This is a genomic window from Allocatenococcus thiocycli, assembly GCF_921292965.1.
In the GTDB taxonomy this organism is placed as follows: domain Bacteria; phylum Pseudomonadota; class Gammaproteobacteria; order Enterobacterales; family Vibrionaceae; genus Vibrio; species Vibrio natriegens.
The window spans coordinates 63,746-90,001 of record NZ_CAKLCK010000019.1 but is presented as its reverse complement, the minus strand read 5'-3'; the positions used below and the strand labels follow the sequence as shown (position 1 = coordinate 90,001).

21 protein-coding genes are annotated in these 26,256 nt (G+C 44.6%); 9 read left to right on the top strand and 12 right to left on the bottom strand.

The features are described from left to right. Window positions 1-51: 51 nt before the first annotated feature. From L9Q40_RS07240 to tnaC, 3 genes are all read right to left on the bottom strand, one after another. Window positions 52-1,266 (bottom strand): aromatic amino acid transporter, encoded by a 1,215-nt coding sequence (locus L9Q40_RS07240; RefSeq protein ID WP_065300547.1) that lies wholly within the window; start codon window positions 1,264-1,266, stop codon window positions 52-54. Window positions 1,267-1,333: 67 nt separating this feature from the next. Next, window positions 1,334-2,794: a tryptophanase gene (gene tnaA / locus L9Q40_RS07235; protein ID WP_498792912.1), complete on the bottom strand. Its 1,461-nt coding sequence runs from the start codon at window positions 2,792-2,794 to the stop codon at window positions 1,334-1,336. Between the two features lie 278 nt (window positions 2,795-3,072). Then, complete coding sequence (gene tnaC, locus L9Q40_RS07230; RefSeq protein WP_076633468.1) at window positions 3,073-3,147, bottom strand: tryptophanase leader peptide; 75 nt, start codon at window positions 3,145-3,147, stop codon at window positions 3,073-3,075. A 506-nt stretch (window positions 3,148-3,653) separates the two neighbouring features. Here tnaC and L9Q40_RS07225 point away from each other — a divergent pair. Further along, window positions 3,654-4,667, top strand: coding sequence for an HlyD family secretion protein (locus L9Q40_RS07225; protein WP_498792911.1), 1,014 nt, complete (start codon window positions 3,654-3,656; stop codon window positions 4,665-4,667). A gap of 6 nt (window positions 4,668-4,673) precedes the next feature. After that, window positions 4,674-6,212, top strand: coding sequence for an MFS transporter (locus tag L9Q40_RS07220; protein WP_498792910.1), 1,539 nt, complete (start codon window positions 4,674-4,676; stop codon window positions 6,210-6,212). 67 nt (window positions 6,213-6,279) lie between these two features. On the opposite strand, the gene L9Q40_RS07215 is transcribed toward L9Q40_RS07220, so the two are convergent. The 5 genes from L9Q40_RS07215 to L9Q40_RS07195 all read right to left on the bottom strand — a co-directional run bounded on the left by L9Q40_RS07215 (window position 6,280) and on the right by L9Q40_RS07195 (window position 10,695). Further along, window positions 6,280-6,891 (bottom strand): TetR/AcrR family transcriptional regulator, encoded by a 612-nt coding sequence (locus L9Q40_RS07215; protein WP_498792909.1) that lies wholly within the window; start codon window positions 6,889-6,891, stop codon window positions 6,280-6,282. Between the two features lie 122 nt (window positions 6,892-7,013). Then, complete coding sequence (locus L9Q40_RS07210; RefSeq protein WP_014235012.1) at window positions 7,014-7,775, bottom strand: iron ABC transporter ATP-binding protein; 762 nt, start codon at window positions 7,773-7,775, stop codon at window positions 7,014-7,016. Between the two features lie 11 nt (window positions 7,776-7,786). Beyond that, window positions 7,787-8,737, bottom strand: coding sequence for an iron chelate uptake ABC transporter family permease subunit (locus L9Q40_RS07205; protein WP_498792908.1), 951 nt, complete (start codon window positions 8,735-8,737; stop codon window positions 7,787-7,789). After that, on the bottom strand, window positions 8,730-9,686 hold the full coding sequence (locus L9Q40_RS07200) for an ABC transporter permease (protein WP_014235010.1): 957 nt from the start codon (window positions 9,684-9,686) through the stop codon (window positions 8,730-8,732). Before L9Q40_RS07200 ends, L9Q40_RS07205 begins: the two co-directional genes overlap by 8 nt. An 88-nt stretch (window positions 9,687-9,774) precedes the next feature. Next, window positions 9,775-10,695, bottom strand: a complete 921-nt coding sequence (locus L9Q40_RS07195; protein ID WP_014235009.1) for a siderophore ABC transporter substrate-binding protein — start codon at window positions 10,693-10,695, stop codon at window positions 9,775-9,777. A 196-nt stretch (window positions 10,696-10,891) separates the two neighbouring features. Between L9Q40_RS07195 and L9Q40_RS07190 the strand changes: the two genes are divergently transcribed. Together L9Q40_RS07190 and L9Q40_RS07185 are read left to right on the top strand one after the other, a co-directional pair. Then, the gene (locus L9Q40_RS07190; RefSeq protein ID WP_498792937.1) at window positions 10,892-11,830 is read left to right on the top strand and encodes a LysR family transcriptional regulator; all 939 of its coding nucleotides are present in this window, start codon (window positions 10,892-10,894) and stop codon (window positions 11,828-11,830) included. Window positions 11,831-11,967: 137 nt separating this feature from the next. Then, the gene (locus L9Q40_RS07185; RefSeq protein WP_498792907.1) at window positions 11,968-13,998 is read left to right on the top strand and encodes a TonB-dependent receptor domain-containing protein; all 2,031 of its coding nucleotides are present in this window, start codon (window positions 11,968-11,970) and stop codon (window positions 13,996-13,998) included. A 71-nt stretch (window positions 13,999-14,069) separates the two neighbouring features. Here L9Q40_RS07185 and L9Q40_RS07180 read toward each other — a convergent pair whose 3' ends face one another. From L9Q40_RS07180 to L9Q40_RS07170, 3 genes are all read right to left on the bottom strand, one after another. Beyond that, window positions 14,070-15,281, bottom strand: a complete 1,212-nt coding sequence (locus L9Q40_RS07180; RefSeq protein WP_020333488.1) for a multidrug effflux MFS transporter — start codon at window positions 15,279-15,281, stop codon at window positions 14,070-14,072. Continuing rightward, on the bottom strand, window positions 15,278-15,922 hold the full coding sequence (locus tag L9Q40_RS07175) for a recombinase family protein (RefSeq protein WP_498792906.1): 645 nt from the start codon (window positions 15,920-15,922) through the stop codon (window positions 15,278-15,280). Before L9Q40_RS07175 ends, L9Q40_RS07180 begins: the two co-directional genes overlap by 4 nt. Before the next feature lie 256 nt (window positions 15,923-16,178). Continuing rightward, the gene (locus tag L9Q40_RS07170) at window positions 16,179-17,618 is read right to left on the bottom strand and encodes a sucrose-specific PTS transporter subunit IIBC (protein WP_014235004.1); all 1,440 of its coding nucleotides are present in this window, start codon (window positions 17,616-17,618) and stop codon (window positions 16,179-16,181) included. Window positions 17,619-18,005: 387 nt separating this feature from the next. Here L9Q40_RS07170 and L9Q40_RS07165 point away from each other — a divergent pair, with 387 nt between their 5' ends. Beyond that, on the top strand, window positions 18,006-18,992 hold the full coding sequence (locus tag L9Q40_RS07165) for a LacI family DNA-binding transcriptional regulator (RefSeq protein ID WP_020333486.1): 987 nt from the start codon (window positions 18,006-18,008) through the stop codon (window positions 18,990-18,992). Between the two features lie 103 nt (window positions 18,993-19,095). On the opposite strand, the gene glgX is transcribed toward L9Q40_RS07165, so the two are convergent. Then, window positions 19,096-21,078: a glycogen debranching protein GlgX gene (glgX, locus tag L9Q40_RS07160; RefSeq protein WP_498792905.1), complete on the bottom strand. Its 1,983-nt coding sequence runs from the start codon at window positions 21,076-21,078 to the stop codon at window positions 19,096-19,098. A gap of 456 nt (window positions 21,079-21,534) precedes the next feature. Between glgX and L9Q40_RS07155 the strand changes: the two genes are divergently transcribed. The 4 genes from L9Q40_RS07155 (at window position 21,535) to L9Q40_RS07140 (ending at window position 26,213) form a co-directional block, all read left to right on the top strand. Then, window positions 21,535-22,812 carry a maltoporin gene (locus L9Q40_RS07155; RefSeq protein ID WP_014235001.1) on the top strand — a complete coding sequence of 426 codons (1,278 nt, stop codon included), beginning with the start codon at window positions 21,535-21,537 and terminating at the stop codon, window positions 22,810-22,812. 101 nt (window positions 22,813-22,913) lie between these two features. Next, window positions 22,914-23,723, top strand: a complete 810-nt coding sequence (locus tag L9Q40_RS07150; protein ID WP_014235000.1) for a MalM family protein — start codon at window positions 22,914-22,916, stop codon at window positions 23,721-23,723. 298 nt (window positions 23,724-24,021) lie between these two features. Then, complete coding sequence (locus tag L9Q40_RS07145; protein WP_065300538.1) at window positions 24,022-24,528, top strand: glycosidase; 507 nt, start codon at window positions 24,022-24,024, stop codon at window positions 24,526-24,528. A gap of 89 nt (window positions 24,529-24,617) precedes the next feature. Further along, window positions 24,618-26,213 carry an alpha-amylase family glycosyl hydrolase gene (locus L9Q40_RS07140; protein ID WP_498792904.1) on the top strand — a complete coding sequence of 532 codons (1,596 nt, stop codon included), beginning with the start codon at window positions 24,618-24,620 and terminating at the stop codon, window positions 26,211-26,213. Window positions 26,214-26,256 lie beyond the last annotated feature (43 nt).

The window sequence follows — 26,256 nt, the reverse complement described above, 5'->3', positions numbered from 1 at the left end:
GCTGACTTTCCTGTAAGCATACCGTGATTGTCGAGCCGTAAGTCATGACATCTAGCCAGAATACGTCGGCAATATTCCCATCATGTTCATAAAATGGAAGGCGGCAGTCACGACACCAAAGAAGATGACGCCCATGAGCATTGGTTGCCCACCAGGAGCTCTAAACCCGTCTTTCGTGCCGGATGTTTTGCGCGCTTTTCTCACTAACAGTGCTGGAATGATGCAGGTCCATACGGTTGCAGCGGCTCCGGCATAACCAATGGCGCTAACAAATCCAAATGGAAACAGCACAGATAAAACCAGAGGTGGGACAAAAGTTACGGCCCATGTTTTCGCTCGACCTGTGCGGTTGTCTTCAAATTTAAATAGGTCAGCCAGAAAATCAAAAACGCCTAAACCCACACCAATAAAAGAAGAAAGAATCGCGGCCATTGAAAAGCTGTTAATCGCCTGGCTCACTTTTTCTGATTCAATCACAGAGCCAAGTGAACTTAGCAGCACATCTACGTTACCCCCTTGTTCAATGACCGGGCCAAAATCAACGCGAGGCAAATTACCAAAGATGCTTGTCAGCCATAATAAATACAGAACAGAAGCGATCACTGTACCGCCCAAAATTGCATTTTTAGCTTTGTTTTCTTCACCGTAGTAGGCACGCATAGAAGCCACGGAGTGGTGGTAACCAAATGACGTCAGAGCCACAGGTAAAATTGCCATTGCGTAGGGTGCGTACTGTGATTCCTGACTGATGGTGTCTAGCAAAATAGAGGTGTCTATATTGGCTGCCAGTCCCGAAACACCAAACACGAAGCTAAGTATCATGAACAGAATCAACAGAACTGAGATTCGGTCTACCGCTCTCGTTGAATGCCATACGAAAGCAGAAAAAACGGCCACAAAAATAACAGAAGCGCTTTTGCTATCGATATCGAGCAAGTTCTGAATAATTAACCCAGAAGACGTAATATAGGCGTAAAGTAAAATACCACCGACAAAATAGACGGTCAGGTTATTAATAAAGTTAACTTTTTTACCCAGTAGCTCTTTGGTTACGGTATTAAAAGAAACCTTTAAATCATATTCTTTAAACGCTTCTAACAACATCCAGCCCGATATTGTCATCACGACCATGGTTAATAAAATCGCGAGAATGGACCACACTGTCCAGGCACCTGCACTGGCACTTGGCAAACCAAGCATACCTGCACCAACACAGACACTGGCAATAATGCAGGAGCCACCGACTAAAGATGGGTTTTTATTCATGATGTTATTCCTTTATCAAAATAAATAAAAAGCGCAACCTTCCACGCTGCGCTTAAATTTTTAGTTTTTATACTGTTTCTGCTGTCGTGATGGATGTAGCTTGAGTCTCTGACTCAACCTCTTTTAGACGTGCGGTGAAGTGACGTAAAACTTCCGGCTCATAAGTAAAGTCCAGACCTTTTACATTGGCTGCATTTTCTTTTACCGCCTGGAATGCTTCGACAATGAAATCCATATGCGTTTGTGTGTAGGTAGCTCGAGGAATGGTAAGGCGAAGCAGTTCAGCCGGACACGGGTGTTGTTTACCTGTCGCAGGATCTCGGCCCAATAGGAGGGAGCCTATTTCTACCGCTCGAATACCGGCGACTTTATAAAGCTCACACGCCAGTCCATGTGCCGGGAATTGCTCTGCAGGAATGTGAGGCAGGAGTTTGCTTGCGTCAACGAAGGCAGCATGGCCACCCGCTTGCTGACAAACGATGCCAATCGCTTCAAGCTTATCAACCAGGTACTGAACCTGACCGATTCGGTATGCGAGCCAGTCCTGACGCATACCATCGTAAAGGCCTACGGCAAGACGCTCCATAGCGCCACCTTCTAGGCCACCATAGGTCGGGAAGCCTTCCTGAACAACACACAGCGTGCGGCATTCCGTGTACACGTCCATTAACGAGTCGTCTTTAAAGCAAAGTAAGCCGCCCATTTGAACCATGGCATCTTTCTTGGCCGACATCGCCAAACCATCCGCGTATTTGTAGCTTTCTTTGGTGATTGCTTCGATTGACCAGTCAGCGTAGCCAGGTTCGCGTTGTTGAATGAAGTAAGCATTCTCGGCAAAACGAGCCGAATCCATGATCACTGGAATATCGTATTTCTGGCCAATTTCATAAACCGCTTTTAGGTTAGCAAGCGATACTGGCTGGCCGCCTGCTGAGTTACAAGTGATGGTGCTAACGATATAAGGCACATTGGCAGCGCCGACTTCTAGGATCGCCTGTTCTAGTTTCTCCAGATCAAAGTTACCTTTAAAGTCTGCTTCGATTGAAGTGTCGAATGCTTCTTCGGTATAAACGTTTTTCGCAACACAGCAGTTTAACTGTGTATGGCCTTGTGTGGTGTCAAAAAAGTAATTCGACAACGCCACCATCTTGCTTCTGTCGAGGCCTTTTTCTTTTTCGCGTTTTTTAATCAGTACCGGAATGTAAATTTGCTCTGCACCACGTCCTTGGTGAGTTGGAATGGTGTATTGGTAGCCAAAGATATCCTCAACGGCCTGTTGAAGTGCATGGTAGCTTCGGCTGCCGCTGTATGCTTCATCGCCGCGCAACATGGCTGCTTGCATCTCTTGCGTAATAGCGCCTGTACCACTATCGGTAAGAAGGTCGATAAACACATCTTCGCTATCCAGAAGAAAAGGGTTCATACCCGCTTTTAGAATTGCTTCTTCTCTATATTCACGTGTAGTGCGTTTTACTGGTTCAATAACGCGAATACGAAACGGCTCTGGTAAGTGTTTAAAGTTTTCCATTTTATTTTCCCTAAAAGATCATTTTTTAAATATTTTTAAGGCATACAGATGGATTGAAATAAAACAGTGCCTTCCCAAATCTAAAATTCAGAAATAAACGCACTGCGGCAAATACATGACTTATTGCTTGATCAACACCAGAGGTGAGTTATCGAACAAAATAAGTCTCTGATTTACTGTTCTGTATGCTTGATATTTGGTTTGGGCTAATCGAGTGGTACTGCTTGTTTAAACGAATAGCAGTACAGAGCACATTGCTGTGCGCCCAATAAGAAGTGTTATTGCGCAGGGAAAAAGAAGGCGATTTTAAAATCGAGGGTTATCCAATTAGCGATATGGTTTGTAGACAACATACTAAGTCACCTTGATAGAACTAAGTAAACAAAACAATCTAACTAAGCAACCCAAAACAACGCGAACGTTTTTAAGTTGCTGATGGTTGATGCATCTATATCGAAGCATCGATTCGATATTCGTTTAGCAAAATACAGACCAACTTATATCTTATTGTTTTGTAATGAAATTACCTTTAGTTCCTTCTGGTGATGTAGAGGTGGTGCACCATTGTGAAACGTACTTGTTCTTTTTTGAGGCATTACAAACGAGGCATTACAAACAGTTTGATTGAAAAGAGTTGAGTTGCTGATACGGCCTCCAGTGTTCAAACCGCTTAAACTGGGACAGCCACACATTAATATCTACCCCAATTATCAACAAGCTGCGTGGCGCTCCAAATTTTCCCAGAAGATCGTTCAACTCATCTCCTTAGATCCTCACTTTTCAAAATGATCAAAAGTTACTTTACTAAAACTGTACCGTACAGTACAGTTTGTGCGAATCATTAGTTGAGGTGTTCAGTATGAAAAAGAAAGCCATCGCATTACTGCTTGTTTTTGGATCATTATTCGGCGTTGGTTACAGCTTGTATCAGCCGAACATAGTTAAGACAGACAACGCTTACGTCCACTCTGACGTGACAGCGGTTTCACCAGAAGTCGCAGGACAAGTTAGCCAGCTATTCGTCAAAGACAACCAATGGGTGAGCAAAGGTACGCCTTTGTTCTCAATTGACGACGAGGATTTCATCGCAAATTTGGAGATCGCAGAATCGGCGTTAGACGTCGCCAACGCAGCAATCACAGCGAACCAGACCAAAACGGAAATGCAATTAGTCAAAATTGAACAGGCGAAGCAAAGCATTACGAGCGCAAGAGCTAATTCCGATCATCAGGCTGCGGAGTTAGAGCGCTTGTCACGTCTGGTACAAAAGCAATCAGTCAGTAAGAACCAATTTGAAGCGCAAAGAACACGAGCCATTGAATCGCGTAGTCATTTAGAAACGGTCAAATTGGCGCTAAGTGCAGAGAAAAAGCAATATGAGGCATTAAAAACCGAGAAAAAACAGCTTATTGCACAACAGAAACGGGCTCAGGCAAATCTGAAGCTTGCTAAAATTGCGCTAGAGAGAACGGTGGTAAAAGCGCCATTGGATGGTTTTATTGCAGACAGACAAGTGCAGGTTGGTAAGTTTGTTCAGCCTGGTATGGGGCTCATTGTGATGGTTCCAGACTATGTTTGGGTAGAAGCCAATTTTAAAGAAACTCAGTTAGAAAACGTCATTGAAGGACAGAACGTTGAAGTCGTTTTGGACATGTTCCCTGACAAGCCACTGCATGGCAGAGTTGCCTCGATTACACCTGCAACGGGTGCGCAGTTCAGTTTACTCCCGCCACAAAATGCGACGGGTAACTTTGTCAAAGTCGTTCAGCGCGTGCCTGTGCGAATTGAGTTAGACATTCCCCAAGAGCTGAGACAGCGTATCTATCCAGGCCTTTCTGTCGAGGTAGCGATTAAAACCGAAAAACAAGGTTAAATTGCCATGAAGTTACGTATCCGTTTATTGACTTGGGTGTTATTCGCGCTTGCGGCATTTGGTATTAACTCCGTGATGTTTAGTGAGCTTTCGTATGAAATGGCGGCGACTATAGGTTTGTCTCTTGATGAAACAGAGCTGGTTAAAATCGGATTTATGATTGCCCAAGTGTTGGGCTTTATCTGGGCACCGAAGTTGGTTCGTCACTGGTGTGCTTACCGGATTTTGATCACTGCTCTGCTCATAGAGATAACGGCAAGTATGATCTTATACTGGCAACTGCCGAGCCCATGGTTATTCAAACTGACTTGGCTGTTCGTTGGCTTTTTCATGAGTGTATTGCTGGTGGTGGTTAATCTCTTTTTGCTCGATGTGTTTGAGCAACGTTGGTTGCCCGTAATCATTGCTTTGACTTTAGTCTTCTCGACGTTGGTGCCGATGGGTTTGTATCCTTGGTTAATGGCACATGTATTGGAGCGATTTGACTGGTCGCTATTTTGTGTTCTATCGGCATGGTTGTACTTTTCAGCGCTTATTCTTGTGAGTATTTACAAACCTGAACCAGTTAACATGGTCGAAAAGCATAAATCGCATGTTGGTGTTTATACTATTGCAGCGTTAGCCACAGGTTTGGTCGTTTATCTGTTAATGCGAGGCCGTTACTATAACTGGTTAGATTCAGAGGCGTTTATTCAACTTACGCTGGTCGCGACCGCATTAGGGCTAAGCCTGATTTACCTCTTAGTTAAAAGACGGCGTTTAAATACCGCGTCATCACAATTGCATAATACGCTGAAAACCAATGTCTTTATGTATAACGCCTTTTTGGCGGGTTTTGCTGTAATGGCGAGTTCTGCACTGTTTGGAAATTTCCTTAAAATGGCGTTGAACTACAATCATCTGAACGCTGGCTATGCGCAGTTGCCATTCTTCTATGCGATGATTGTGGGCATGCTGCTGAGTGTGATGGTGTTTTACCTAAGACGAACGCTGGTTGATGCGGTTGTTCCATTAGGTGTTTTAATGATCTTGCTCTCTGTATATCGATTCAGTCTGCTACCAAGTGAGGCCGGGCCAGAATCGTTGCTTTTACCTATGCTTTTGCGTGGCTTTGGGGTAGGGATGCTGAACGTGTCGGTAACTATTGCAGTGTTAACCTATTTTAAAAATCATGAGCGCCTTGAGGGGATTTGTAACTTCTACTTGTTCCGAACCATGGGCAGTGTTATCGGCGGTGGATTTTTTTCTGGCGTAATTCAGACTCATAGTGCACAAGCATCGGGTGAAATAGGGCGAACGTTAGAGCAATCGAGCCATGCCTTTTCTGCTTATGAACAGGCACTTACCAGTACGATTCTCACTCATGGACATTTGCCTAATTCCTCCATGGGGGCGGGCCAAGTTGTTGCTGTCGTCAAAGAGCAAGCCACGACTTTGGCATTAAGCAATTCATTGATTATGTTTATTTTCTCGATTTTGGCGCTGGCCCCAGTGCTCCTTATCGGCAAGAAACTGGTAGCAAAGCGAGAAGCGAGTCCGAACTAGGGTTCTTTTAAGTTGAGGCATAAGCCGACTTCCATGTTCGGAGGCGGCTTCTGCCTTTAATAAGGAGTTACACTGATTGTTTCTGGTAGAGTGAGAGAAAAGCGGTGACGGCTTTACGAGCATGAGTATCCAACTCTGCATCACCGGGTAACTCAAACCCTAATAGCGCCTTGGTCTGATAATCGAGTTTGATTAGAGCGAGGAGTTGCCCGCACGCGAGATCTGGATCGTCGATGTCTAATTGTTGGCTGACGACGTCTGTCTTTAAAAACTCAATTAAGTGTTGATGAATCCGCATCGGACTCGTTTGCCAAAACTGCTTTGGTATTGAGTCGTGCTGATAAAAATCGGCAGAAATAATTCGGTAAAGTGACAGAACAGGGTTGGAACAAATTCCGCGTAGATACTTCTTGGCGAAGTCTTCTAATGTTTGTTGTAGCGACTCATTTTGTTGAGCAGAAAGCTGGAAAGCCGACTCTAAACTGGTTTGAGTGTTGTGCGCCAACACTTCTGTAAATAGCCCTTCTTTATTGGAAAAATATCGGTATAAGGTTTGCTTTGAACCACCACAAATGGCGACTATTTGGTCCAATGACGTTTCTTTGTAACCTTGCGTAATAAAAAGCTCAGTGGCTACTTCGATGATGCGAATTCTTTTTTGTTGAGTGGACGCGCGCATAACAAAACCTAGCTTAAATCAGACTGTTCAGTACAGTATCACTATTGGCAAGGAGAGACACATCTTTTTGTCTTGCGGTACAAAAATGGCGACCTGATGTCGCCATTTCGTAAAGTGCTATTTTAACGTCGATAGTACAAAGAAATACGATTTCCATCGATTTCCTGAACGACAAAACGAATCTCATAAATATCGCTTAGTACCGCTTCATCAATGACTTCGTCTACAGTGCCCGCCTTAATGACTTCACCCAACTTCATTGCGACAATATGGTCAGAGTAACAAGAAGCAAAGTTTATATCGTGAATTACGATCACCACGGCTTTGTTCTTCAGTTTAGCTAACTTGTGCAGTGTACTCATGATATCGACGGAGTGCTTGATATCGAGGTTATTGAGTGGCTCATCAAGAAAAATGTAATCGGTGTCTTGTGCGACGACCATCGCAATAAACGCCATTTGTCTCTGACCACCAGACAGCTGGTCAATAAAGCGATCTTGCAAATGGTCGATTTCAAGGTGCTGCATAGACTCTTCAATGATGCGATGGTCTTGTTCTGTTAAGCGCCCCTGAGAGTATGGGAAGCGCCCGAACGCGACTAAATCACGCACAGTAAAACGCATATTGATATTGTTGGACTGACGCAGCACGGAAAGGCGCTTGGCCAAATCTTCCGTGTTCCACTGGTCGAGCGGTTTGTCACCGATCACGACGGTACCTGCATCGCTTTCTGTCAGGCGACTTGCCATGGAAAGCAGGGTACTTTTACCTGCGCCATTTGGGCCAATAATGCTGGTCACTTTGCCAAGTGGGAAAAGGGCATCAGCATTTTTTACCACGTATTTTTCATTATATTTTTTACTTAAACCTTGAATACGGATCATGTGATGCACCTTTAATCGAATTTATTTTTCATAAGTAGAACTAGGAAGTAACCGCCGCCAAAAAAGTTGATGATGACACTGATGGTGGTATCGAAATCGAATAGATTTTCAACTACCCACTGGCCACCAGACAGCAATACAACAGAGAGTACAGAGCTGGCAACGATCAACAGGCGATGCTGGTAACCAGTGAAAATTTGACGCGTCAGCGCGACAACAATTAATCCAAAGAACAGGATTGGACCAATCAACGCGGTGGAGATAGACACCATCAACGTGATGATGAACATCACTTGCATCGTCAGTTTGTGTGTGTCGATACCCAAACTCTTGGCGTTGTCCACACCCAGCCACATCACATCCAACTTATGTGAGATACGAATTAAATAAGCGCCGCAAAGCAACATCGGAGCGACACACCAGTAAACCAGTTCACCGTTGATGTTGTTAAAGCTGGCAAACATGGAACCCTGAATGAAGTTAAACTCATCTGGGTCCGTCACCATAGTGAAGAAGCCAGTAATACTGCTGAACAAGCTGCTAAGCACGATACCAATCAATAACAGGGTGAAGATGTTGCGCTGACGGCCTCTGAAGTAGAAGCTGAATAGGGTCATGGCACACACAATCATGATGCCTGTAGACAGGACGAAATTGAGTTTGCTGTTGATGACCCAAACACTCAGACCACCAAACATTACCACCAATACAACCTGAATCATCACGTACAGGGAGTCAAAACCGAGAATCGACGGGGTCAGAATTCGGTTATTAGTGATGGTCTGGAAAATCAATGACGATGAAGCAATGGCAATTGCTGCCAATACAATCGCCAGCACTTTAGGCACCCGACGAGACAAGAAAAATTGGTAGTTGTCCGGTGTTAAACCTTTGCCGATAAATACGGCGCATATCAGTACTGTGACAGCCGCGAGTACGATGACTTTAATGGAATCACGCATTCGCTTTGTCTCTCAATACCAGGTAAATGAAAACAGAACCGCCTAAGATGCTGATGATCATCGAAATAGGGATTTCATAAGGGAAGATAATCAAACGGCCTAAAATGTCACAGGTCAGTACCAGAATGACGCCTGCGTAAGCAGTCCAAGGTAAGTTGCGACGCATGTTATCGCCGATAAATATCGACACAAGGTTCGGCACGATAAGACCCAGGAACGGAATCATCCCCACGATCATCACGACAGACGATGACAATACCGCGACCAAGATAACGCCAATAAGTACGATACGTTGGTAATTTAAGCCGATGTTTTTTGCAAAGCTTTCACCGACACTGGCGGCACTAAAGCGGTTGGCATAAGCGTAAGCCAGCACCGATACAGGGAGCGCCAAATATAAAAACTCGTAGTTACCCTGTAAAACAGAAGCGAAGTTCGCGACCGTCCAGGAGCCAAGTGTCTGGACTAAATCATATTTATACGCGACAAAGGTCGTCATAGAAGAGACCACATTGCCATACATGATGCCTATCAGTGGTACTAAAACTGTGTTTTTGAACTTTAAACGCTGTAGAAAGCGAACAAAAATCACCGTACCAAGCACAGAAAAAGCGAAGATGGTAATGAGGTGAACCCAGCTGCTCATATCGGCAAAGAAGATTAAAGCGATGATGTAACCGAACATTGCCCAGTCCACAGTGCCAGTTGTTGACGGCGCAGCGAAGCGGTTCTGAACGATTTGTTGCATGATCAGTCCAGCAATACTCAAACCTGCGCCGGCTAAAACAATGGCAATTAATCGCGGCAGTCGACTGACTAACAAGATGTTCAAACTGTGACTGTCACCAGCCAAAATTTGCGAGAGAGATACGTTCGCTACCCCGACTAGCAATGAGATGCCAGCGAGGCTGATGAGCAAAGCAAACGCCAAAATATGATGTAATTTCATAGTGAAGATTTAGGTTTATAAATACGACAATGACCTTTCACGCCATAAGCGGAAAGGTCATTTTTATAGGGTGATTAACGTGCGCTTATTAGTTAACAACGACTTGGTTTAGCTCTTTAATCATGGTTTGAGTTGAGTGGTAACCGCCAGCAGTCAAGTACCAGGCCGCCGGGTCAATAAACATCACGCGACCATTTTTCGCTGCTGGTGTTGATTTGACGAGGTCGTTATCAAACAATGCTTTCGCTTTACCGTTGCTCTGGCCAATAGCCTGCTCACGATCTAAAACCAACAGAACTTCTGGTTGTGCATCGGCAATGTATTCAAATGAGATCAGGTTGCCGTGATTACCGGAGACGGATTCTACGTTTTGAGACGTTGATGGCGCGAAACCAGCTTCATCATATACAAACGAGAAACGGCTCTTTTCGCCAAACATAGCTAGGCTATTGCCGCTGTTCGAAACAGTTAAAGCGCGAGGAGGATGTTGTGCCACTTTACTGTGAAGCGTATCTATTTGACCTTGAACGTCTTTGATCAATTGATCCGCTCTATCGCTCTTTTCGAAGATTTCGCCTAGTGTACGCCAGTGTTTTTGTGTGGTTTTCCAGTAGTCTTTGGTATCAATCTCGAACATGTACGTTGGTGCGATGTCTTTTAGATCTTTATAGATGGTCGCCATGCGCGCTTCTGCAATGATCAGATCAGGTTTCAACGTAAACAAGGTTTCAAAATTCACTTCTTTCACGCTGCCTGTGTTTTCCACAGAGTCGCCTTTGTACTTTTCCAGTGTGGTTGGAAGTAGTGTCTTTGGTACGCCAATTGGTGTAACACCCAGAGCATCGACGTAATCAAGGCTGCCGTAGCCGAGAACGACTACGCGTTTCGGTACTTCATTAATTTCTACCGAGCCCATGCTGTGTTGGTAGGTTTTTGCGAATGCCCCGATAGGCGCTAATGCCAGTAGTAGCGCACTTGTTGCTACACGAAGAGAAGTTTTACCAAACATAATGATTCCCAAAAAGGTCTATAAGTCAGTCATCTAACTGGAAAGCGTTTAAAAAAGAAAACAGAGCAAAAGATGATCTGAAAGTACTGAAACTTAAGTTGATTAAAATCAAATAAGAATGATTATTGATTGCATACACGTTATCAGATAGGTTATAACCAGCAACTGAATTGTCAGAATAGTGAGTATTCAAAAAGTGAATTTAGCCCAGGTAGATTTGAATTTACTGTTTATTCTCAAGAGCTTACTTGAGGAGAAGCACGTATCCAATACCGCAGTTTTGCTGAATATGAGCCAACCTTCCGTCAGTCGGTCTTTACAAAAGCTGAGAAATTTGTTTAACGACGAGCTACTTGTGAGAACCGCTCATGGCTATGAGTTGACTCCCAAAGCCGAAGTCATCAAACAAGATCTAACCACTGTGCTAACGGGTTTAGAGAAGTTAATGCATGGTCAGTCTTTTGTTCCGGAGAAGAGTAAAGGTACGATACGCTTCTATGGTTTAGTCCCTCAAGTGACCATGTTGTTGCCTAGTGTAATTTCACGCATTCGCCAAGAAGCACCCAATATGATTGTCGATGTCGACTCTATTCCTAAAAGGCATTTTGATGGTTTGATCTCGGGGGATGTGCATTTTGTGCTTTCTACCGCTTCGCCCCCTAGTTCTGAGCAAAACTTGTATCGAATGAAAGTTGCAAGCCGCGACTATCGATTCTTGATGAGCGAGTCCCATCCGTTAGCGGATGTTGAAGATTTGACGATAGACATGTTACTTGAATGCAACTTTGGCCAGATTTCTCTTCAGGGCGGCAAAACGCTGTCTATTTACCATCGGTTTGCCGAACTTGGTGTAGTGGATAAGAGCCGAAGTTTGTCGATACCTATACAGCTTTCCAATTTTAATGCAGCGCCAGCCATTGCTGAAGAGACGGATGTGATATTCCATTTGCCCACCCCATTTGCGGAAGGGGCATGTGTTGGTCGTAAATTGATCACAAAAACGGTACCAGAGGAAATTCGTCTTGATAGTGAATCGGTTTATCTCTATTGGCATAAGCGCTACCACAATGATCCGATGTGTAACTGGGTTAAGTCCTTGTTTAAAGAAATATACGGGTCCATCGAAAGTGAATGATTAAATTTTTAGTTATTCATTTTCTGCATAGTGGTAATTTACTGTCTGTATACGGGGAGACTTGTTTTAGCAAAATAAAACCTATTTAATGCGAACCATTATCATTATAACTTTCAATAATAATAACAGGTTTTAATATGTCTAAAACTACTCTGGTAGCACCAAAACCATTAGCAGTGGCGATCGGTGCACTATGCGCCTCAATGTCAGTTTTTGCTGATACAACCCCAACCAAAGTCGATGAACAAATGGTTGTGACGGCAACACGTACGCAGATGGAGCTGAAAAGCGCACCTGCGTCTATGTCCGTGATTACGGCAGAAGACATCGAGAATGATCCGGGTATTACGTTAGCGGATATCGTTGCGAACCAAACCAGTGTGGAAGCCGATTACGACAATACGCGAGCTGGGCGTCAGCAGATTTCTATTCGTGGTATGGATTCAAAATACACACTCATTATGGTGAATGGGCGTCGTATGAGTTCTGCGAGTGCGATTGTCCGTGGTAACGATTTCGATCTCTCTGCGATTCCAATGGACTCAATCGAACGTGTTGAAATCATCCGTGGTCCTATGTCTGCGCTCTACGGTTCAGATGGCATGGGTGGTACGATCAACATCATCACTAAGTCGCCGGAAAATGACTGGAGTTCTCAGTTAAGTCTGGATAACGCGACACCAAATGACGGCAACGGCGGGCAGAAATATACGGTTGGTTTAACCACATCAGGTGCCTTAATTGATGACACATTGTTCGCGCGTTTTTCCGTTTCTCAAACCAGTCGTGATGCGTGGCAGCCCTATTCAGGCACTAAGACTGCGCGAGGCGTTGAATATGATCGTTCGGATATCACGGCTTTAGAAGGGCGCGATACGTTAGCGATGTTTGGTACATTGTCATGGCACTTATCCGACACTCAGTTTATTGATTTAGACTTAGGTTATAGCAATGACGAGCGTGACACGGTTGCTGAAAGCGCAACGACGGTACTGTCTTCAAACTCTCGAGTTCGACGTGATAGCCAAGCGATTTCACATACTGGCTTATGGTCTTGGGGTGACACACAAGTACGTTACTCACGCGAAAACGTAGAGAATATCGATGCGGCAAATGACGGTGTGGATTCCATCGAAGAACTGACACAAATTGTGGAAGCATCGGCAACAACGTATTTTGGCGATAGTCATACGTTCACGTTTGGTATGGACTACCAAAACAGTGAGCTGACTAACCCAGAAAACCTCGTGGGCAACAAAGCAGAAGCTTACCAAGGCGCTGTGTTTGCTCAGGATCAGTGGGAAATGACGGATACTTTAACCGCAACCATTGGTGGCCGTTTGGACAAGCATGAGCAATTCGGTGAAGAGTTCAGCCCGCGTGTTTACCTTGTACACCAAACCACAGATTCACTGGTTCTAAAAGGTGGTGTAGGTAAAGCATTTAAAGCGCCAACCATGACACAAAATAACCCAGACTTTAAGTTGATCAGCTGTAAAGGTAACTGTGACATTCAGGGTAATGAAGACCTGGAAGCAGAGACCAGCATCAACTATGAGCTTTCTGCACTGTACAGTGCTCGTAACTGGGATATTGAAACGGCGTTATTCCGTAACGAGGTTGAAAACCTGATTGAGCAAACCGATGTGTTCTGTGAAACAGGAACGTGGTCAAGCTCTGTTATGAGTTGTATCGACGAGAATGGTGACCCAATTGATCGTGAGCTTTCTAACCCATACAAGTCATTTAAAAACGTCTCAAAAGCCGTTATCCAAGGGGTTGAGCTGTCAGGTAATATCCAGTTTTCTGAGCAGTGGGCAATGTCGGGTAACTACACTTACCTGGATACAGAAGACAAGTCGACAGGTGAAGAGCTGAACGAGCGATACAAGCACTCGGCATTTGCTCGCCTGAACTGGTACCCAACCAAAGACTTGGATCTGTTTGCGAGCGCTCGTTACCGTGGTGAACGTAAGATTGACTCTGAGCTGACTCAAGACTCTTACACAACGTTAGATATGGGTACGGTATATCATGTGAACGATTCACTGCGCATTCGCGCGGGTATCACCAATCTAACTGATGAGAGTGTGTCGAAAGAGCTTGAAGACATTGGTTATGTTGAAGCACCACGTACTTACTATGTTGGTATGACAGCAGATTTCTAACCAGAAACTCAAACGATAAAGGGGCGTCACAGTTTGCACTGGGACGCCCCTTTTCTTTGCCTATTCAGATATTAACTAGCCTGAGTTACTTCATCGGCTATGTGCTCTGTAGGTAGGGATGAACTGAATCCACGCAGGATATTCATCAATGTAATAGCAGTAAACAGTGCGATGACCAGTGACAGGTGCCACGCCTCACTCAAACCGAACTGGACTAACGTCAAACTCACCAGAGAAGAAGCGATCATTTGGCCACCACCAGACATTGCTGCGGCCGTTCCTGCTTGTTCCTTATAAGGTTGCATGACCAAAGCCTGAGCACACGGCAAAGCAATACCGTTACCCAATATCATCAGTAGTTGCCCCAGCATCAAATACAACGGCTCTACCGGACAGAAGAACAACCATATCGCCGCACTGATATGCAACACCGGCGTACATAGCAGCATCTTTTTGTTGCCAATGATCGGGCGGGCGCGGTTACAAATGGTTGTTCCGCCCAGCATACCCAGAGCGGGAATGAGTGCCCACATCGCGTATTCATCGGAAGTCATACCGATTTGATCCTGCATAATAAATGGCATGACAGACACGGTTGTGATCATCAAACTGAAGTTAAGCCAACTTATGCTAGCAAAGCTCATGAAGTAACGTGAGGTGAGTAGATTTCGGTACTGACGTAACATCGTCTTAGGTGACGGAATGGAAGAACGCTTTGAAATTGTCTCGGTGAAGCGAAAAGCAATGATTACCCAGGCGATCGACACATAACCTAACAACGAAATAAACACCATACTCCAGCCGAAATGGAAGTTGATAAAACCACCAATAACGGGTGCCATTAGAGGTGTGATAGAAGCTGCCATCGCAATATAAGACATCGCGACCGGAAGTTCGCTACCGCTAAATCGATCACGGGTAGAAGCTCGGGCTAATACAGCGCAGCAGCCAGTACCTAATCCTTGCAGAAAACGCCCCATGACCATGCCAGTAAAAGTCTGGCTCATAAATATGATCATCAGTAGCCCTGACATGGCAATCAGCAGTCCGGTTAACAAGACTTTTTTTCTGCCTAAAGCATCGGATATGGGGCCATAGATAAACTGGGACGGGCCAAAACCAAGTAAGTAAATACTTACTAATAGCTGAGCTTGGTCGAGTGAAATCGAGAAGTCTTTTGCTATCCATGGCAAAGATGGCATCACCAATCCCATACTCAGCTGACCGACACTGATAATCAGGCAGGCGAGTAAAATGGAACGAAAGTTAATGGCATTCTTCATGATGATTCACCATTTGAAAGACCAGATCTTCCACGTGTTCTCATTCCGCCCTCATCGTCAAATTCATTCAATTTGGCTTTAACGCGTTTTACTGTCGATAAGCTGATATCACACTGCTGGGCAACACTGTGTAGCGTGTTACCTTCGAGCAGTAGTGTTGCGATTTGTTGATGCTTGGCTTTGTCTGCAGGGCGACCGCGAAATTTTTGTTTCCATCTATCGGGCTCACCTTTAATGGCTCGTCGACCTTGCTCTGCGGCAAACAAGCGATGCTGGGTTTGTACTTTTCCGTAACCAGACAGCAAGGTGGTCAAGGTCTTGGTTTCAACCGATCCTGGCTCGAAACAAAGTGGCTCGCACACCGTTTTCAGTGTCACGTTTTTATTTAGTAATAGCTCGATGGTATTGAGTGACTGACTGAAATCACGTCCAAAAGTCGTTAGCCACCAAATGATGATGGTATCGCCAGGTTTGATGATTTCGAGTAATTGTTGGAATGACTCACGCTCGGTCGGTGGTATGCAGCCACGCGCTTTGTCTTCAAAATGTTGCGCGTCAGGAGCCGCCGCTTTCAAAATTGATAGGTTCTCGCTGTAAGCACGATTTCGAGGCGAATAGCGAGAATAGAGGTAGGTTGTCATGATGGTTTGCCTCGTAAAGAAATTGGTTCATATAATGTAATGGTTCATAAATATACGCTGGTTCATTAATACTTACAACACCAAATGAACCAAAGATAAGGAAACCAGCAGAAATAAAAAAAGCCAGTCAAAAAATTTTTGACTGGCTTGGTATTAAAACCTAATGGCAGGGGGGCCGTATTTCATCTTATCTATCTCCTCATTTCTCTGGGGCGAGAAATGAGATAGGGCAGTGGTTAACTAAGAGACGAAACGTTTAAGCGGTTGCTTGCTTATTCTGTTTTGCCTTTTCACGCATGCCCAATACGACGGTCAGGGCAAATGCAGTGATGAAAGAGATAATCATGCCAATGATGTAGTAGCTTATTTTGTCTGGTGATATAGAGATAATGCCAGGTAAGCCTGCTGCACCAAGTGCTTGCGCTTTCACGTTAAATAGGGTGATAAACGCACTCGCAACGGCTGAGCCTACGATTGCTGCTAAGAACGGGTAGCGAAGCTTCAGGTTCACACCGAACATTGCTGGCTCGGTAATACCCAATAACCCAGTGATACCAGATGGGACAGCGATGCCTTTCATTTTCGTATCGCGCGTTGTGAAACCTACCGCTAATGCAGCTGCGCCTTGAGCGACATTCGACATGGCAGCAATAGGGAAAATAAATGTACCGCCGGTGGTTGCGATGTCTGCCAATAGCTGAGTTTCAATTGCGATGAAGCTGTGGTGCATACCGGTAATAACAAACGGAGCGTAGATAAAGCCAAACAGAGCGCCACCAACAAAACCAGCCGAATCGTATAGCCAGTTCAGACCATCACCCAGCATAAAGCCGAGGTCACGAGTAAACGGACCGACCAAAGTGAACGTTACAAAGCCAGTAATAAAGATAGCCAGCATTGGGGTTAGCAAGTTATCCAATACGGAAGGGATAATTTTACGTAGGCCAAGTTCGACTTTTGCCAGAATAAACGCAGACACCAAAACAGGGAGTACTGAGCCTTGGTAGCCGACTTTTTGGATCTCCAAGCCCAGAATGTTCCAAGTTGGGACCGTGCCCGAAACCGATGCACTGCCGAAGCCCCAGCCATTCAGTAAGTCTGGGTGAACCATCAGCATGCCAAGTGCAGCACCCAAGAATGGGTTACCACCAAATTTCTTCGAAGCAGAAAACGCCAATAAAACAGGTAAATAAACAAAAGGCGCGTTGGCGAATGTGTTGATCATGCTCGCTAGGTCTGCCAGGCCTGGGTACGCTTCGATGATCGACTGACCTTCAATAAACAAGCCTTGTGCGGTAAGCAGATTGAAAAGACCCATAAGCAGACCGCCAGCAACGATCGCTGGGATGATTGGAACAAAAATATCCGACAGTCCTTTCACTGCACGTTGAACGATATTTTGTTTCTGAGCACCTGCTGACGCGACGTCGTTGGTAGACATTTCGGCCAGGCCAGTCTGTTTCGCCATCTCGGCGTATACCTGATTTACAATGCCAGAGCCGAAAATAATTTGATACTGACCAGCAACTTTGAACTGACCTTTAACCCCGTCTAATTCGCCTATGGCTTCTTCATTGACTTTTTCTTCGTCTTTTAGCGCTAAGCGTAGACGCGTAGCACAGTGAGCAAGGGCTTGTAGGTTATCTTTACCGCCTAAGTGCTCTAGTAATTGTTTTGCTATGACTGGATAGTTCATTGCACACCCCGATTGGTATTACTGAAATTTAAAATGTATCCAAGTGCTATCGCCAATATTACAGATTGATCATTGTTACTGAATCACCTGTTTTACCGCTCATAATTGAGGGGATGTTTGACTTTATAATACTCAAGCCCGCTTAAATTTGTGGTCTGAGTACCTATCTGCACCTGATTTATCGTTTTTGTATTTTTGGGAACGTTTGCAAAATGGATTTTTGATGATTATTCATAAGTGGTCAAAGCATAAGACTGAAATGTGTGAGTGTGATCCCCATATTCGTCAACAAAATTCCGCTTAACGAGGGTAAAATCACGTTAATTGACTAGGGATACAGAGCGCTTTCTGCAAACAATCCCAATAAATAAGTGGAATAGGGGCAATATGGCAAGTTTGCACGACGTTGCGCGTTTGGCTGGTGTGTCGAAATCCACCGTATCTCGCGTGATAAACAACGAGTATGGGGTAAAAGAAGCCACCAAAGTGAAAGTACGTAAAGCGGTGGAAGAATGTGGTTACGTAGTGAATCAGGTTGCTAAGGATCTCAAATCTCAAAAGACAAACCTTATTGGTGTGATCGTACCGCGCGTGTCTTCTCACGCTATTTCTCAGGGTGTTGATGGGTTGACTGCTGTTATTGAACGGTCAGGAAAACACGTCTTGTTAGCCAATACACATCAGATTTATGAAAAAGAAGTTGAGTATATTCAGATCTTTAATCAAAAAAGGGTCGAAGGAATTATACTCTATGCAACGCACCTAGATGCGAAACTAGTGAAAGCCATTCAACAGTCTAATGTACCTGTTGTTCTGGTGGGGCAAGATGGCTCTCTGCATAATGTACCAAGTGTTGTCCATGACGATGTACGTGTAGGTTTTGAAGCGGGTAACCGCCTGATTGCAGCAGGTTGTCAGCATGTCGCTTTCATTGGTGTTCAGGGTGATGACATCGCGGTTGATGCACAGCGTTCTCAGGGACTTGAGCAGGCTTTAGCCTTTCATCAACAATCATTGCTCGTCCATGCCAGAGGCGACTTCACCATAGAGTCAGGCTATCAGCAAGCGCAAGAGTTGATCAGAACCTATCCAGAAGTCGATGGACTGTTTTGTGCGACTGACCGTATCGCCGTTGGCGCTGTTAAGGCACTGCGTGAAATGGGTATAAAGGTCGGTGAACAAGTACGTGTACTGGGTGTTGGTAATGATGAACTTTCGAGCATCAGTATTCCGAGTTTATCTACTTTCAATTATGCCTTTGATAAAGCTGGGGAAAATGCCGCGAAAATGTTGCTTGAACGCATTGAAGGCCGTGGTGAAGAGATGAGCAAAGTGGTGCTGACGTTCCAAAACATCGAACGTGAAACGTGCTAGATGGAAACACCCTTTTAGGGAACGTTCCCCTAAGCTAAAAATAAAAAACCGATGCGAATTAAAGCATCGGTTTTTTTTATTGTTATTTCATCCAAACAAACGCTTATTCTGCTGAAGGTTTAGCTTTCGAGTTCGGCTGGTAATGTAAAATCACCATCGACGTCGGTGAAAGCAGTACTTCGCCTTCAGCGTGGCCTGGATTTAAGTTGCGTACATTGGTATCACAAATCGTTATCCAATTTTGCTTGCGATCATTTGGCAACTTAAAGCGCGCAGTCGCATTGGTTTGGTTGATTAAGTACACCAACTCTTGCCCGTCTTTGCCGATCCCAAGGTGAAGTGCCACAGAGCTAAGACGGTTCCAGTCATCATGCTCCATTAAGTGGCCATCAGTTCTTCGCCAGAAAATACGATTGTTATTGCGGCTGTCACCACTGAACGAACGAATAAATGGCACCATGTATTTCTTACGATTGGCAACCATTTGCGACATCCAGACTTTGAAATGTTGTTTACGCTCTGTTTGGCTCCAGTTTAACCAACTGGTTTCGTTGTCCTGACAGTAGGCATTGTTATTACCTCCCTGTGTATGAGACAGCACATCAGCGGTTAGGATGTGAGGAATGCCGAATGAAAACAACAAGCTCGCGATCAGATTACGTTTCTGCTTTTCGCGAGTCGCAATGATCATCAAGTTTTCCGTCTCACCTTCTACACCGTAGTTTTCTGAGCGGTTATCACCGTGTCCATCGCGGTTCTCTTCGCCGTTGGCTTCATTGTGTTTGTGTTTGTAGGACACTAAGTCTTGCAGAGTGAAGCCGTCATGATAAGTGATGTAGTTGACGGTCAGTTTGTAAGGCCAGTTTGCAGCGCTATAGATATCTCGCGAACCCATCAGGCGAGTCGCAAACTCTTTTAAGTAGCCTTGATCGCCGCGCCAGAAGCTACGAGAGATGTCACGAAGCTTATCGTTACATTCATTCCAGCCAAAGGGGAAGTTACCCACTTGGTAGCCGTTAGGGCCGATATCCCAAGGCTCTGCGATTAACTTGGTTTCACGAAGAATAGGATCCTGTGCCACCGCTTTGAAAAATGCCGCTTCAGGGTTGTAATTGTCTCCCTGACGGCCAAGTGTGGCGGCCAAATCGAAGCGGAAACCATCCACTTTGAACTCACTAACCCAGTAACGAAGCGTATCCATCACTAAGTTTAGGGCAGGTTGATAAGTGAGATCGACGGTATTGCCACACCCGGTATAGTTAGCAAAGTGGGTGCCATGCTTAATGTAAAAACGTGAATCCAAGGCTTTAAGGTTAAAAATTGTTGGACCTTCTCCGCCTTCAGCCGTGTGGTTATAGACCACATCAAGAATGACTTCGATCCCGTTTTTATGAAGCTCACGAATGGTTGTTTTTAGCTCTGTCACCGCGTCCTTTTTCGCATAGCGGGGATCGGGGGTCATGAACAGGTAGGGATTATAGCCCCAGTAGTTCGCTTTCTTCATTTCGAGTAAATGGGGCTCGTGCATACACGCGGCGATAGGTAGCAACTGCAACGTGTTAATGTTCTGCTGCTTATAAAAAGCCAACATCTCTGGTGTAGACAAACCGAGATAATGTCCTTTCTTGGCGGCATCAACTTTGGGGTGAAGTTGAGTGAGACCTTTTACGTGGGTCTCGAATAGCACCATTCCTTCTCGTGGGATTCGCGGGTGCTCCGTTTTCTGCCAGTCAAAATCATCTTTGATAACCACACACTTTGGCATATCGAAGCTTTTCTTTGCAGAGTAAGGAGGTTGGTAATGGAGCGCCTTATCGATTGACTTCGCGTAAGGGTCCGAGATGAGCAGCGGTTCATCATTATGGGAGACGATGTAGCCGTACTTCTGACCAGCCTTAACTTTTGGAATAAAGGTGTGCCGTATACCAGCGTATTCACCTGGTAGATCGTGCAGCGTGTACTTGTCGTCGTCGGAAAACAACGCCAGCTTTATGTCTTTATTCTCGGGCGAATGAATAGAGAAGTTACAGCCTTCTTTATTCAGTGTTGCACCCAAGGGGTATGGGCGAGATCGAAATTGCGTCATCTGAGATTCTTTATTTAATAATTATTGCTACCTATAGGAAACTATAAGTTAAAAACTTTGTCTTACTAAGGTCAACAGCCTTAATTACAAAACAAGATAAAATATTCATGTAATTTAATTACTTTAAATATTCACTTTTGTGTTTAAAATTTGATCTTCCTATCATTTTGTACGAGTCCATAAATAAAAATACTTACGGACTACGCCCTATATCCGTGATATAGCTAGATGAAACGCCATACGGTATATTTTCTACGCCTTTCTCATCCCCCTTAATTTAGTTTAGGGCGGAGGAAGTCATCCTTGTACGCCTCGGGTAATCTCGATTCTGTTGAAACAAACGGGGACTTGTTCCCATCTTACCTCTCTTTCTCTAGGTGAAGTTAAACTGCCTTTTATTCATCTTTAGAGCGAGCAGGGAAGACAGAATTATAAATACCCTTAATGGAGTTAAGAATGAAAAAAGTAAGTGTAATTGCTGCAGCAGTGGCTGCCTCTTTAGCTGCTGGCTCTGCATTCGCAGTGGATTTTCATGGTTACATGCGTGCTGGTGTTGGCGTGAGTGGTGACGGTGGCCAACAAGTAACATTTGAAAAGAACAAAATTGGTCGTCTTGGTAACGAAGGCGATATCTACGGTGAAGTACAACTAGGCCAAGAAGTTTACAACAACAACGGTAAAACGTTCTACGTAGACTCTATGGTTGCAATGACTTCTAACGGCTCTAATGACTGGGAAAGTACTTCTACTAACTGTGGTTTAAACGACGCTGGCGACGCAGTTGAGTGTGTTGATGATGCACAGTTCGCTCTACGTCAGTTCAACGTACAAGCGAAAGGCCTGCTAAACTTCGCTCCTGAAGCAACACTTTGGGCAGGTAAGCGCTTCTACCAACGTCACGACGTTCATATCTCTGACTTCTACTACTGGAACATCTCTGGTGCTGGCGCGGGTATCGAAGGTATCGAAGCTGGTCCTGGTAAACTATCTTTCGCATGGGTTCGTAACGACCGTTCAGACATCACTGATGAAGGTAACGACGGCGATGCAGCAAACGTTAACACACTAGACCTTCGCTACGCAGGCCTTTCTCTATGGTCAAATGCGTCTCTAGAAATGGGTCTGGATTACGCCATCGTAAACGAAACTGAAGATGCGTCTAACAGCACTAAAGATGCGAAAAACGGCGTTATGGTTACTGCTGAGTTGACTCAAGGTCTAGACTCTGGCTTTAACAAAACAGTATTCCAATACGGTACTGAAGGTTACTCTAAAGCATTCGCATTCTACGGCGATGGTAGCTGGTACGGTGCAGAAGCTAACGACGGTGCAGACGGCTACCGTATTATCAACTGGGGTGTAATTGGCCTAGGCGACAACTGGGAACTTGGTCACCAGTTAGTGTACGGTGTTGGTAACGACATGTGGGATGGTCAAGACAAGTGGGAAACATTCTCTGTAGTTGCTCGCCCAATGTTCAAATGGGATGAAAACAACAAGACTATCTTCGAAGCGGGTTACGCAATCGACGATAACGATGGTTTCGAAAGCACTTACGGTAAGATGACTGTTGCTCAAGCTTGGTCTGCTGGCTCTAGCTTCTGGGCTCGTCCAGAAATCCGTCTATACGCGACTTACCTAACAGCTGACGACGACAACGATACGCAAAAATTTGACGGCGGTCGTTCAGACGATACGTTCCAATTTGGTGTACAAGCTGAAGCTTGGTGGTAATCATCTAGCCACTAAGTCCTAAATTGTCCTAGAATGATACAGCCAGAACCTATCTGGCTGTATTTATTTCAAAAACAATAAAAAAGTCGAGGTAGACAGTAATGAGAAAATGGCTTGCTCCCGTACTGCTGGGCATGTTGGCGTCTGGCTGTGCGTCTGTAGAACAAGTAGAGATGACTTCTAATGACCAGCAACAGGTGATCACCCAGTCTGGTGATATTCAATGGGTACCGCTTGATGTACCTGTGGTTACTGATTTTGCTTTGACTGATAAAAGCCAAATGCTACTGGATGGTAACAGTGCAGGCGCTATCGCCGCATTTGCACTTCCGGGAAACCGTGGCAGTCTCGATTTACAACTAGAGACATTCGTTAGCACTGACCTTCAATTTTACGCACCAAATGTAATCGTGGTTAATGCGGACGGAAAAACCGTTTATTCAGCAGATTTTTCAAAGTTTGAGTACGTACCTGCAAAAATGTTGGATAACGACAAATTCGTACTCGATCTCAATGTTATTCCTGACATGAGTGGTAATGACCTTCATGTGTTGATTTACACCACTTCCGAAGATTTGAAAGGAAGTACTCAGATTCTGCATCCGGCGAAAGCCTATGCTAAAGCGCGTCATACTCAGCCGCCAGATATTGCGGATCCATTTGCAAAGCACAGCCCTCTTGGCCAGTTCCGTCTATCGGTAACTGCAAATGATATCGTTACGACTAAGATTGTTGCGAAAAACGATAATATTCCAGAAGGTGCGGAATTAACCGGTTACTACCATCGTGCAATTGAAAGAGCAGTAGCCGAAGACAATATTCCTAAAGCCTTAACCTTGCTCGATGAAGCGAAAGAGTTAGGTATAGAAGGCGCGCAAGATGTATTTGTTAAAGCGGTAAATAGCAAATAATCGAATAAAAAAGGCCAGTGCAAGGCTGGCCTTTTAAATAATAAATTAACGTTTTAATATTTACCCCCACATACAGTTACCTCATTCACATATTTATTTTTATCCTTTTGTTTTTAATACTAATTAGAGTAATAATTAAACAATATTCCTAACCTGACTTTATGCTCGGGGGAATATACCTATCCAAGTAAATAAGCTCAGCAGGATAAAGTTTTATTACCTCATGCATGAGGAAATCTCAATATTAAACTTTCTCTGATCTAACGAGCTTTACTAATTAAAAAGGAATGACGTGAATATGAAGATGATGAAGACTTCTCTTGCTGCTGCCTTACTTGTTGCTTTAGTTGGTTGTCAATCTACCTCTGAGTCTGAAACGGCTGCGCAGCCTGTTATGAATATGTCTGATGCTGAAGCGATTGCATTCATGCAGGCTTGTGATAACCCAGATAGTGCAGACAAAGGACCAATTAAGAAACCGTTATTTGTCGTTGGTACATTTTCAGATTCTGACTGGAAACATGTGCCTCAGCGCCAATATAATTACAAAGGAAATAATATCTACCAAGCTGTGACTCAAGAAAAATCAGGTTCATTTAAAATGCAGTATGCAACAGAGTTATGGTTCCCTCAGTTTACAGCTAAAGGCAATCGAATGAATGTTGGTGAATTAACGCCATTAACATTTGGTGGTTACGGTACAGATACTTCAGTTGATATTAAAGAAGACGGGAAATATGTCTGGAGCCTTCAGTTTGAAGGGGAAGGTAAACCTCTTCATGTCATGGTAAATAAGTGCCAGTAATATTCTATTAAGTTAGTTTAATTTTGATTTTTATTTAATTGGCCCCGGCATGTGAAAAATGCTGGGGCTAATTTTTTGGGAGATTATACGTGAATAAACGACTATATCGATCTTTACTGGCCTTAGCCGTAACAGGCGCTCTTTCGGGCTGTAATTCATCTGATGGTGATAACGGAGCAACTTTACCCGAAGTCAGTAACTATGCTTGCCAGACAAATGTATTGGAGCAAAGTAATCAGCTTCGGACTTATCAGATCATGGTTGAAAGCTTTGTCGATGGTGATACGAGTATTGGTTATTCCACGGGATATGGCACTAGTCATCACAATGGTGATCTGCAAGGTATTATTGATTCACTGGACTACATCCAAAGCTTGGGGATGAATGCAATTTGGCTAACGCCTATTTTTGAGTCTGAGGTCATTGATGGGCAAGATGACTGGGCTGATCGTTTGGATGCTACGGGTTACTATGCGACGGATTATTTTACGATAGATCCGAACTTTGGTGATTTAGAAACCGCGAGAACGCTGGTGGACGAAGCACACAGACGAGGCTTGTACGTCTTTTTTGATGGTGTGTTTGGTCACCACAAAGCGGGGTTAATTAAACCTTCTCCATCCGGATTGCTACCATCAGGATCAAATAACCCTGTTGATTATCCACAGAGCCTTGAATTTTACAAAGAAGTGGCGACCTATTGGATCAACGAGCTCAAGATAGACGGATGGCGTTTAGATCAGGCGTATCAGGTCCCAACCGACGCCTGGACACAACTGCGTAAAGCGGTGGATCAAGCCTCGCAAAATGTGACTTACACCAACAGTGACGGTGAACAGGTGAACCCTCTTGGCTACATGGTGGCGGAAGTCTGGAAAGGGGAGTCAGACATAGCTGATGAAGCCTATGGCACAGAAAGTGATCCTGCCTTGTGTTCTGCTTTTGATTTTCCGATGCGTTACCGCATTGTCGAAACGTTAGCCGTAAACGAAAGTGGTGTGGGCGGCAGAGGCGTCGACTGGCTGGATAATGGTTACCTTACTCATCAACAGTACCCAAGTCATGCACAACCTAACTTAATGATAGGCAATCACGATTTAGTGCGTTTTGGTGATCTATTGCAACGGGGTGGGATTGCGGATGTAAACGATGCAGAATATTGGTTACGCCATAAAGCGGCATTTGCTTTCCAGGCGGCTTACTCGGGACCGATCACCTTGTATTATGGAGACGAAATTGGCGACCAAGTTGAGGGTTTTGCGGCGAAAGAGGACATCAATACTTGTGCTCTCGCGGGACTATGTGATGATCACGTTGCCAGAAGCAGCGCGAAAATTGAAGGGATTACGGCAACTTTAGATGCTAATCAGGCTGACCTTAAAAGTTATGTTCAATCTCTGATGACAATGCGCGCTGCACACCCTGCGTTATATGAAGGTTCACGTACTAACCTGTTGTCGAGCAACGGCAGTTATGTCGACCTCAAGACATCTGATACCGATCAGGTATTGTTTGCGTTAAATACACGGGAGAGTGCCAGAACGGTAATACTCAGTGAGGACGCGGTCGGCAGTGATAAAGGTCTAGTAGATCTATTGACGAATGAGACCGTATCGTCAAGTAACGGGCAGTATCAAATCCCGATGTCGCCTTTACAAGCGCGCTTTTTTGCAATAAGCAAATAAGCCTGTAGAAGTTAAAAAGGGGGAAGCGATAGCTTCCCCCTTT

Excerpts from the sequence above, each read along its gene's own strand:
- L9Q40_RS07240 (WP_065300547.1), bottom strand. The coding sequence starts at position 1,266 with ATGAATAAAAACCCATCTTTAGTCGGTGGCTCCTGCATTATTGCCAGT.
- tnaA (WP_498792912.1), bottom strand. The coding sequence starts at position 2,794 with ATGGAAAACTTTAAACACTTACCAGAGCCGTTTCGTATTCGCGTTATT.
- L9Q40_RS07225 (WP_498792911.1), top strand. The coding sequence starts at position 3,654 with ATGAAAAAGAAAGCCATCGCATTACTGCTTGTTTTTGGATCATTATTC.
- L9Q40_RS07220 (WP_498792910.1), top strand. The coding sequence starts at position 4,674 with ATGAAGTTACGTATCCGTTTATTGACTTGGGTGTTATTCGCGCTTGCG.
- L9Q40_RS07215 (WP_498792909.1), bottom strand. The coding sequence starts at position 6,891 with ATGCGCGCGTCCACTCAACAAAAAAGAATTCGCATCATCGAAGTAGCC.
- L9Q40_RS07210 (WP_014235012.1), bottom strand. The coding sequence starts at position 7,775 with ATGATCCGTATTCAAGGTTTAAGTAAAAAATATAATGAAAAATACGTG.
- L9Q40_RS07205 (WP_498792908.1), bottom strand. The coding sequence starts at position 8,737 with ATGCGTGATTCCATTAAAGTCATCGTACTCGCGGCTGTCACAGTACTG.
- L9Q40_RS07200 (WP_014235010.1), bottom strand. The coding sequence starts at position 9,686 with ATGAAATTACATCATATTTTGGCGTTTGCTTTGCTCATCAGCCTCGCT.
- L9Q40_RS07195 (WP_014235009.1), bottom strand. The coding sequence starts at position 10,695 with ATGTTTGGTAAAACTTCTCTTCGTGTAGCAACAAGTGCGCTACTACTG.
- L9Q40_RS07185 (WP_498792907.1), top strand. The coding sequence starts at position 11,968 with ATGTCTAAAACTACTCTGGTAGCACCAAAACCATTAGCAGTGGCGATC.
- L9Q40_RS07180 (WP_020333488.1), bottom strand. The coding sequence starts at position 15,281 with ATGAAGAATGCCATTAACTTTCGTTCCATTTTACTCGCCTGCCTGATT.
- L9Q40_RS07175 (WP_498792906.1), bottom strand. The coding sequence starts at position 15,922 with ATGACAACCTACCTCTATTCTCGCTATTCGCCTCGAAATCGTGCTTAC.
- L9Q40_RS07170 (WP_014235004.1), bottom strand. The coding sequence starts at position 17,618 with ATGAACTATCCAGTCATAGCAAAACAATTACTAGAGCACTTAGGCGGT.
- L9Q40_RS07165 (WP_020333486.1), top strand. The coding sequence starts at position 18,006 with ATGGCAAGTTTGCACGACGTTGCGCGTTTGGCTGGTGTGTCGAAATCC.
- glgX (WP_498792905.1), bottom strand. The coding sequence starts at position 21,078 with ATGACGCAATTTCGATCTCGCCCATACCCCTTGGGTGCAACACTGAAT.
- L9Q40_RS07155 (WP_014235001.1), top strand. The coding sequence starts at position 21,535 with ATGAAAAAAGTAAGTGTAATTGCTGCAGCAGTGGCTGCCTCTTTAGCT.
- L9Q40_RS07150 (WP_014235000.1), top strand. The coding sequence starts at position 22,914 with ATGAGAAAATGGCTTGCTCCCGTACTGCTGGGCATGTTGGCGTCTGGC.
- L9Q40_RS07145 (WP_065300538.1), top strand. The coding sequence starts at position 24,022 with ATGAAGATGATGAAGACTTCTCTTGCTGCTGCCTTACTTGTTGCTTTA.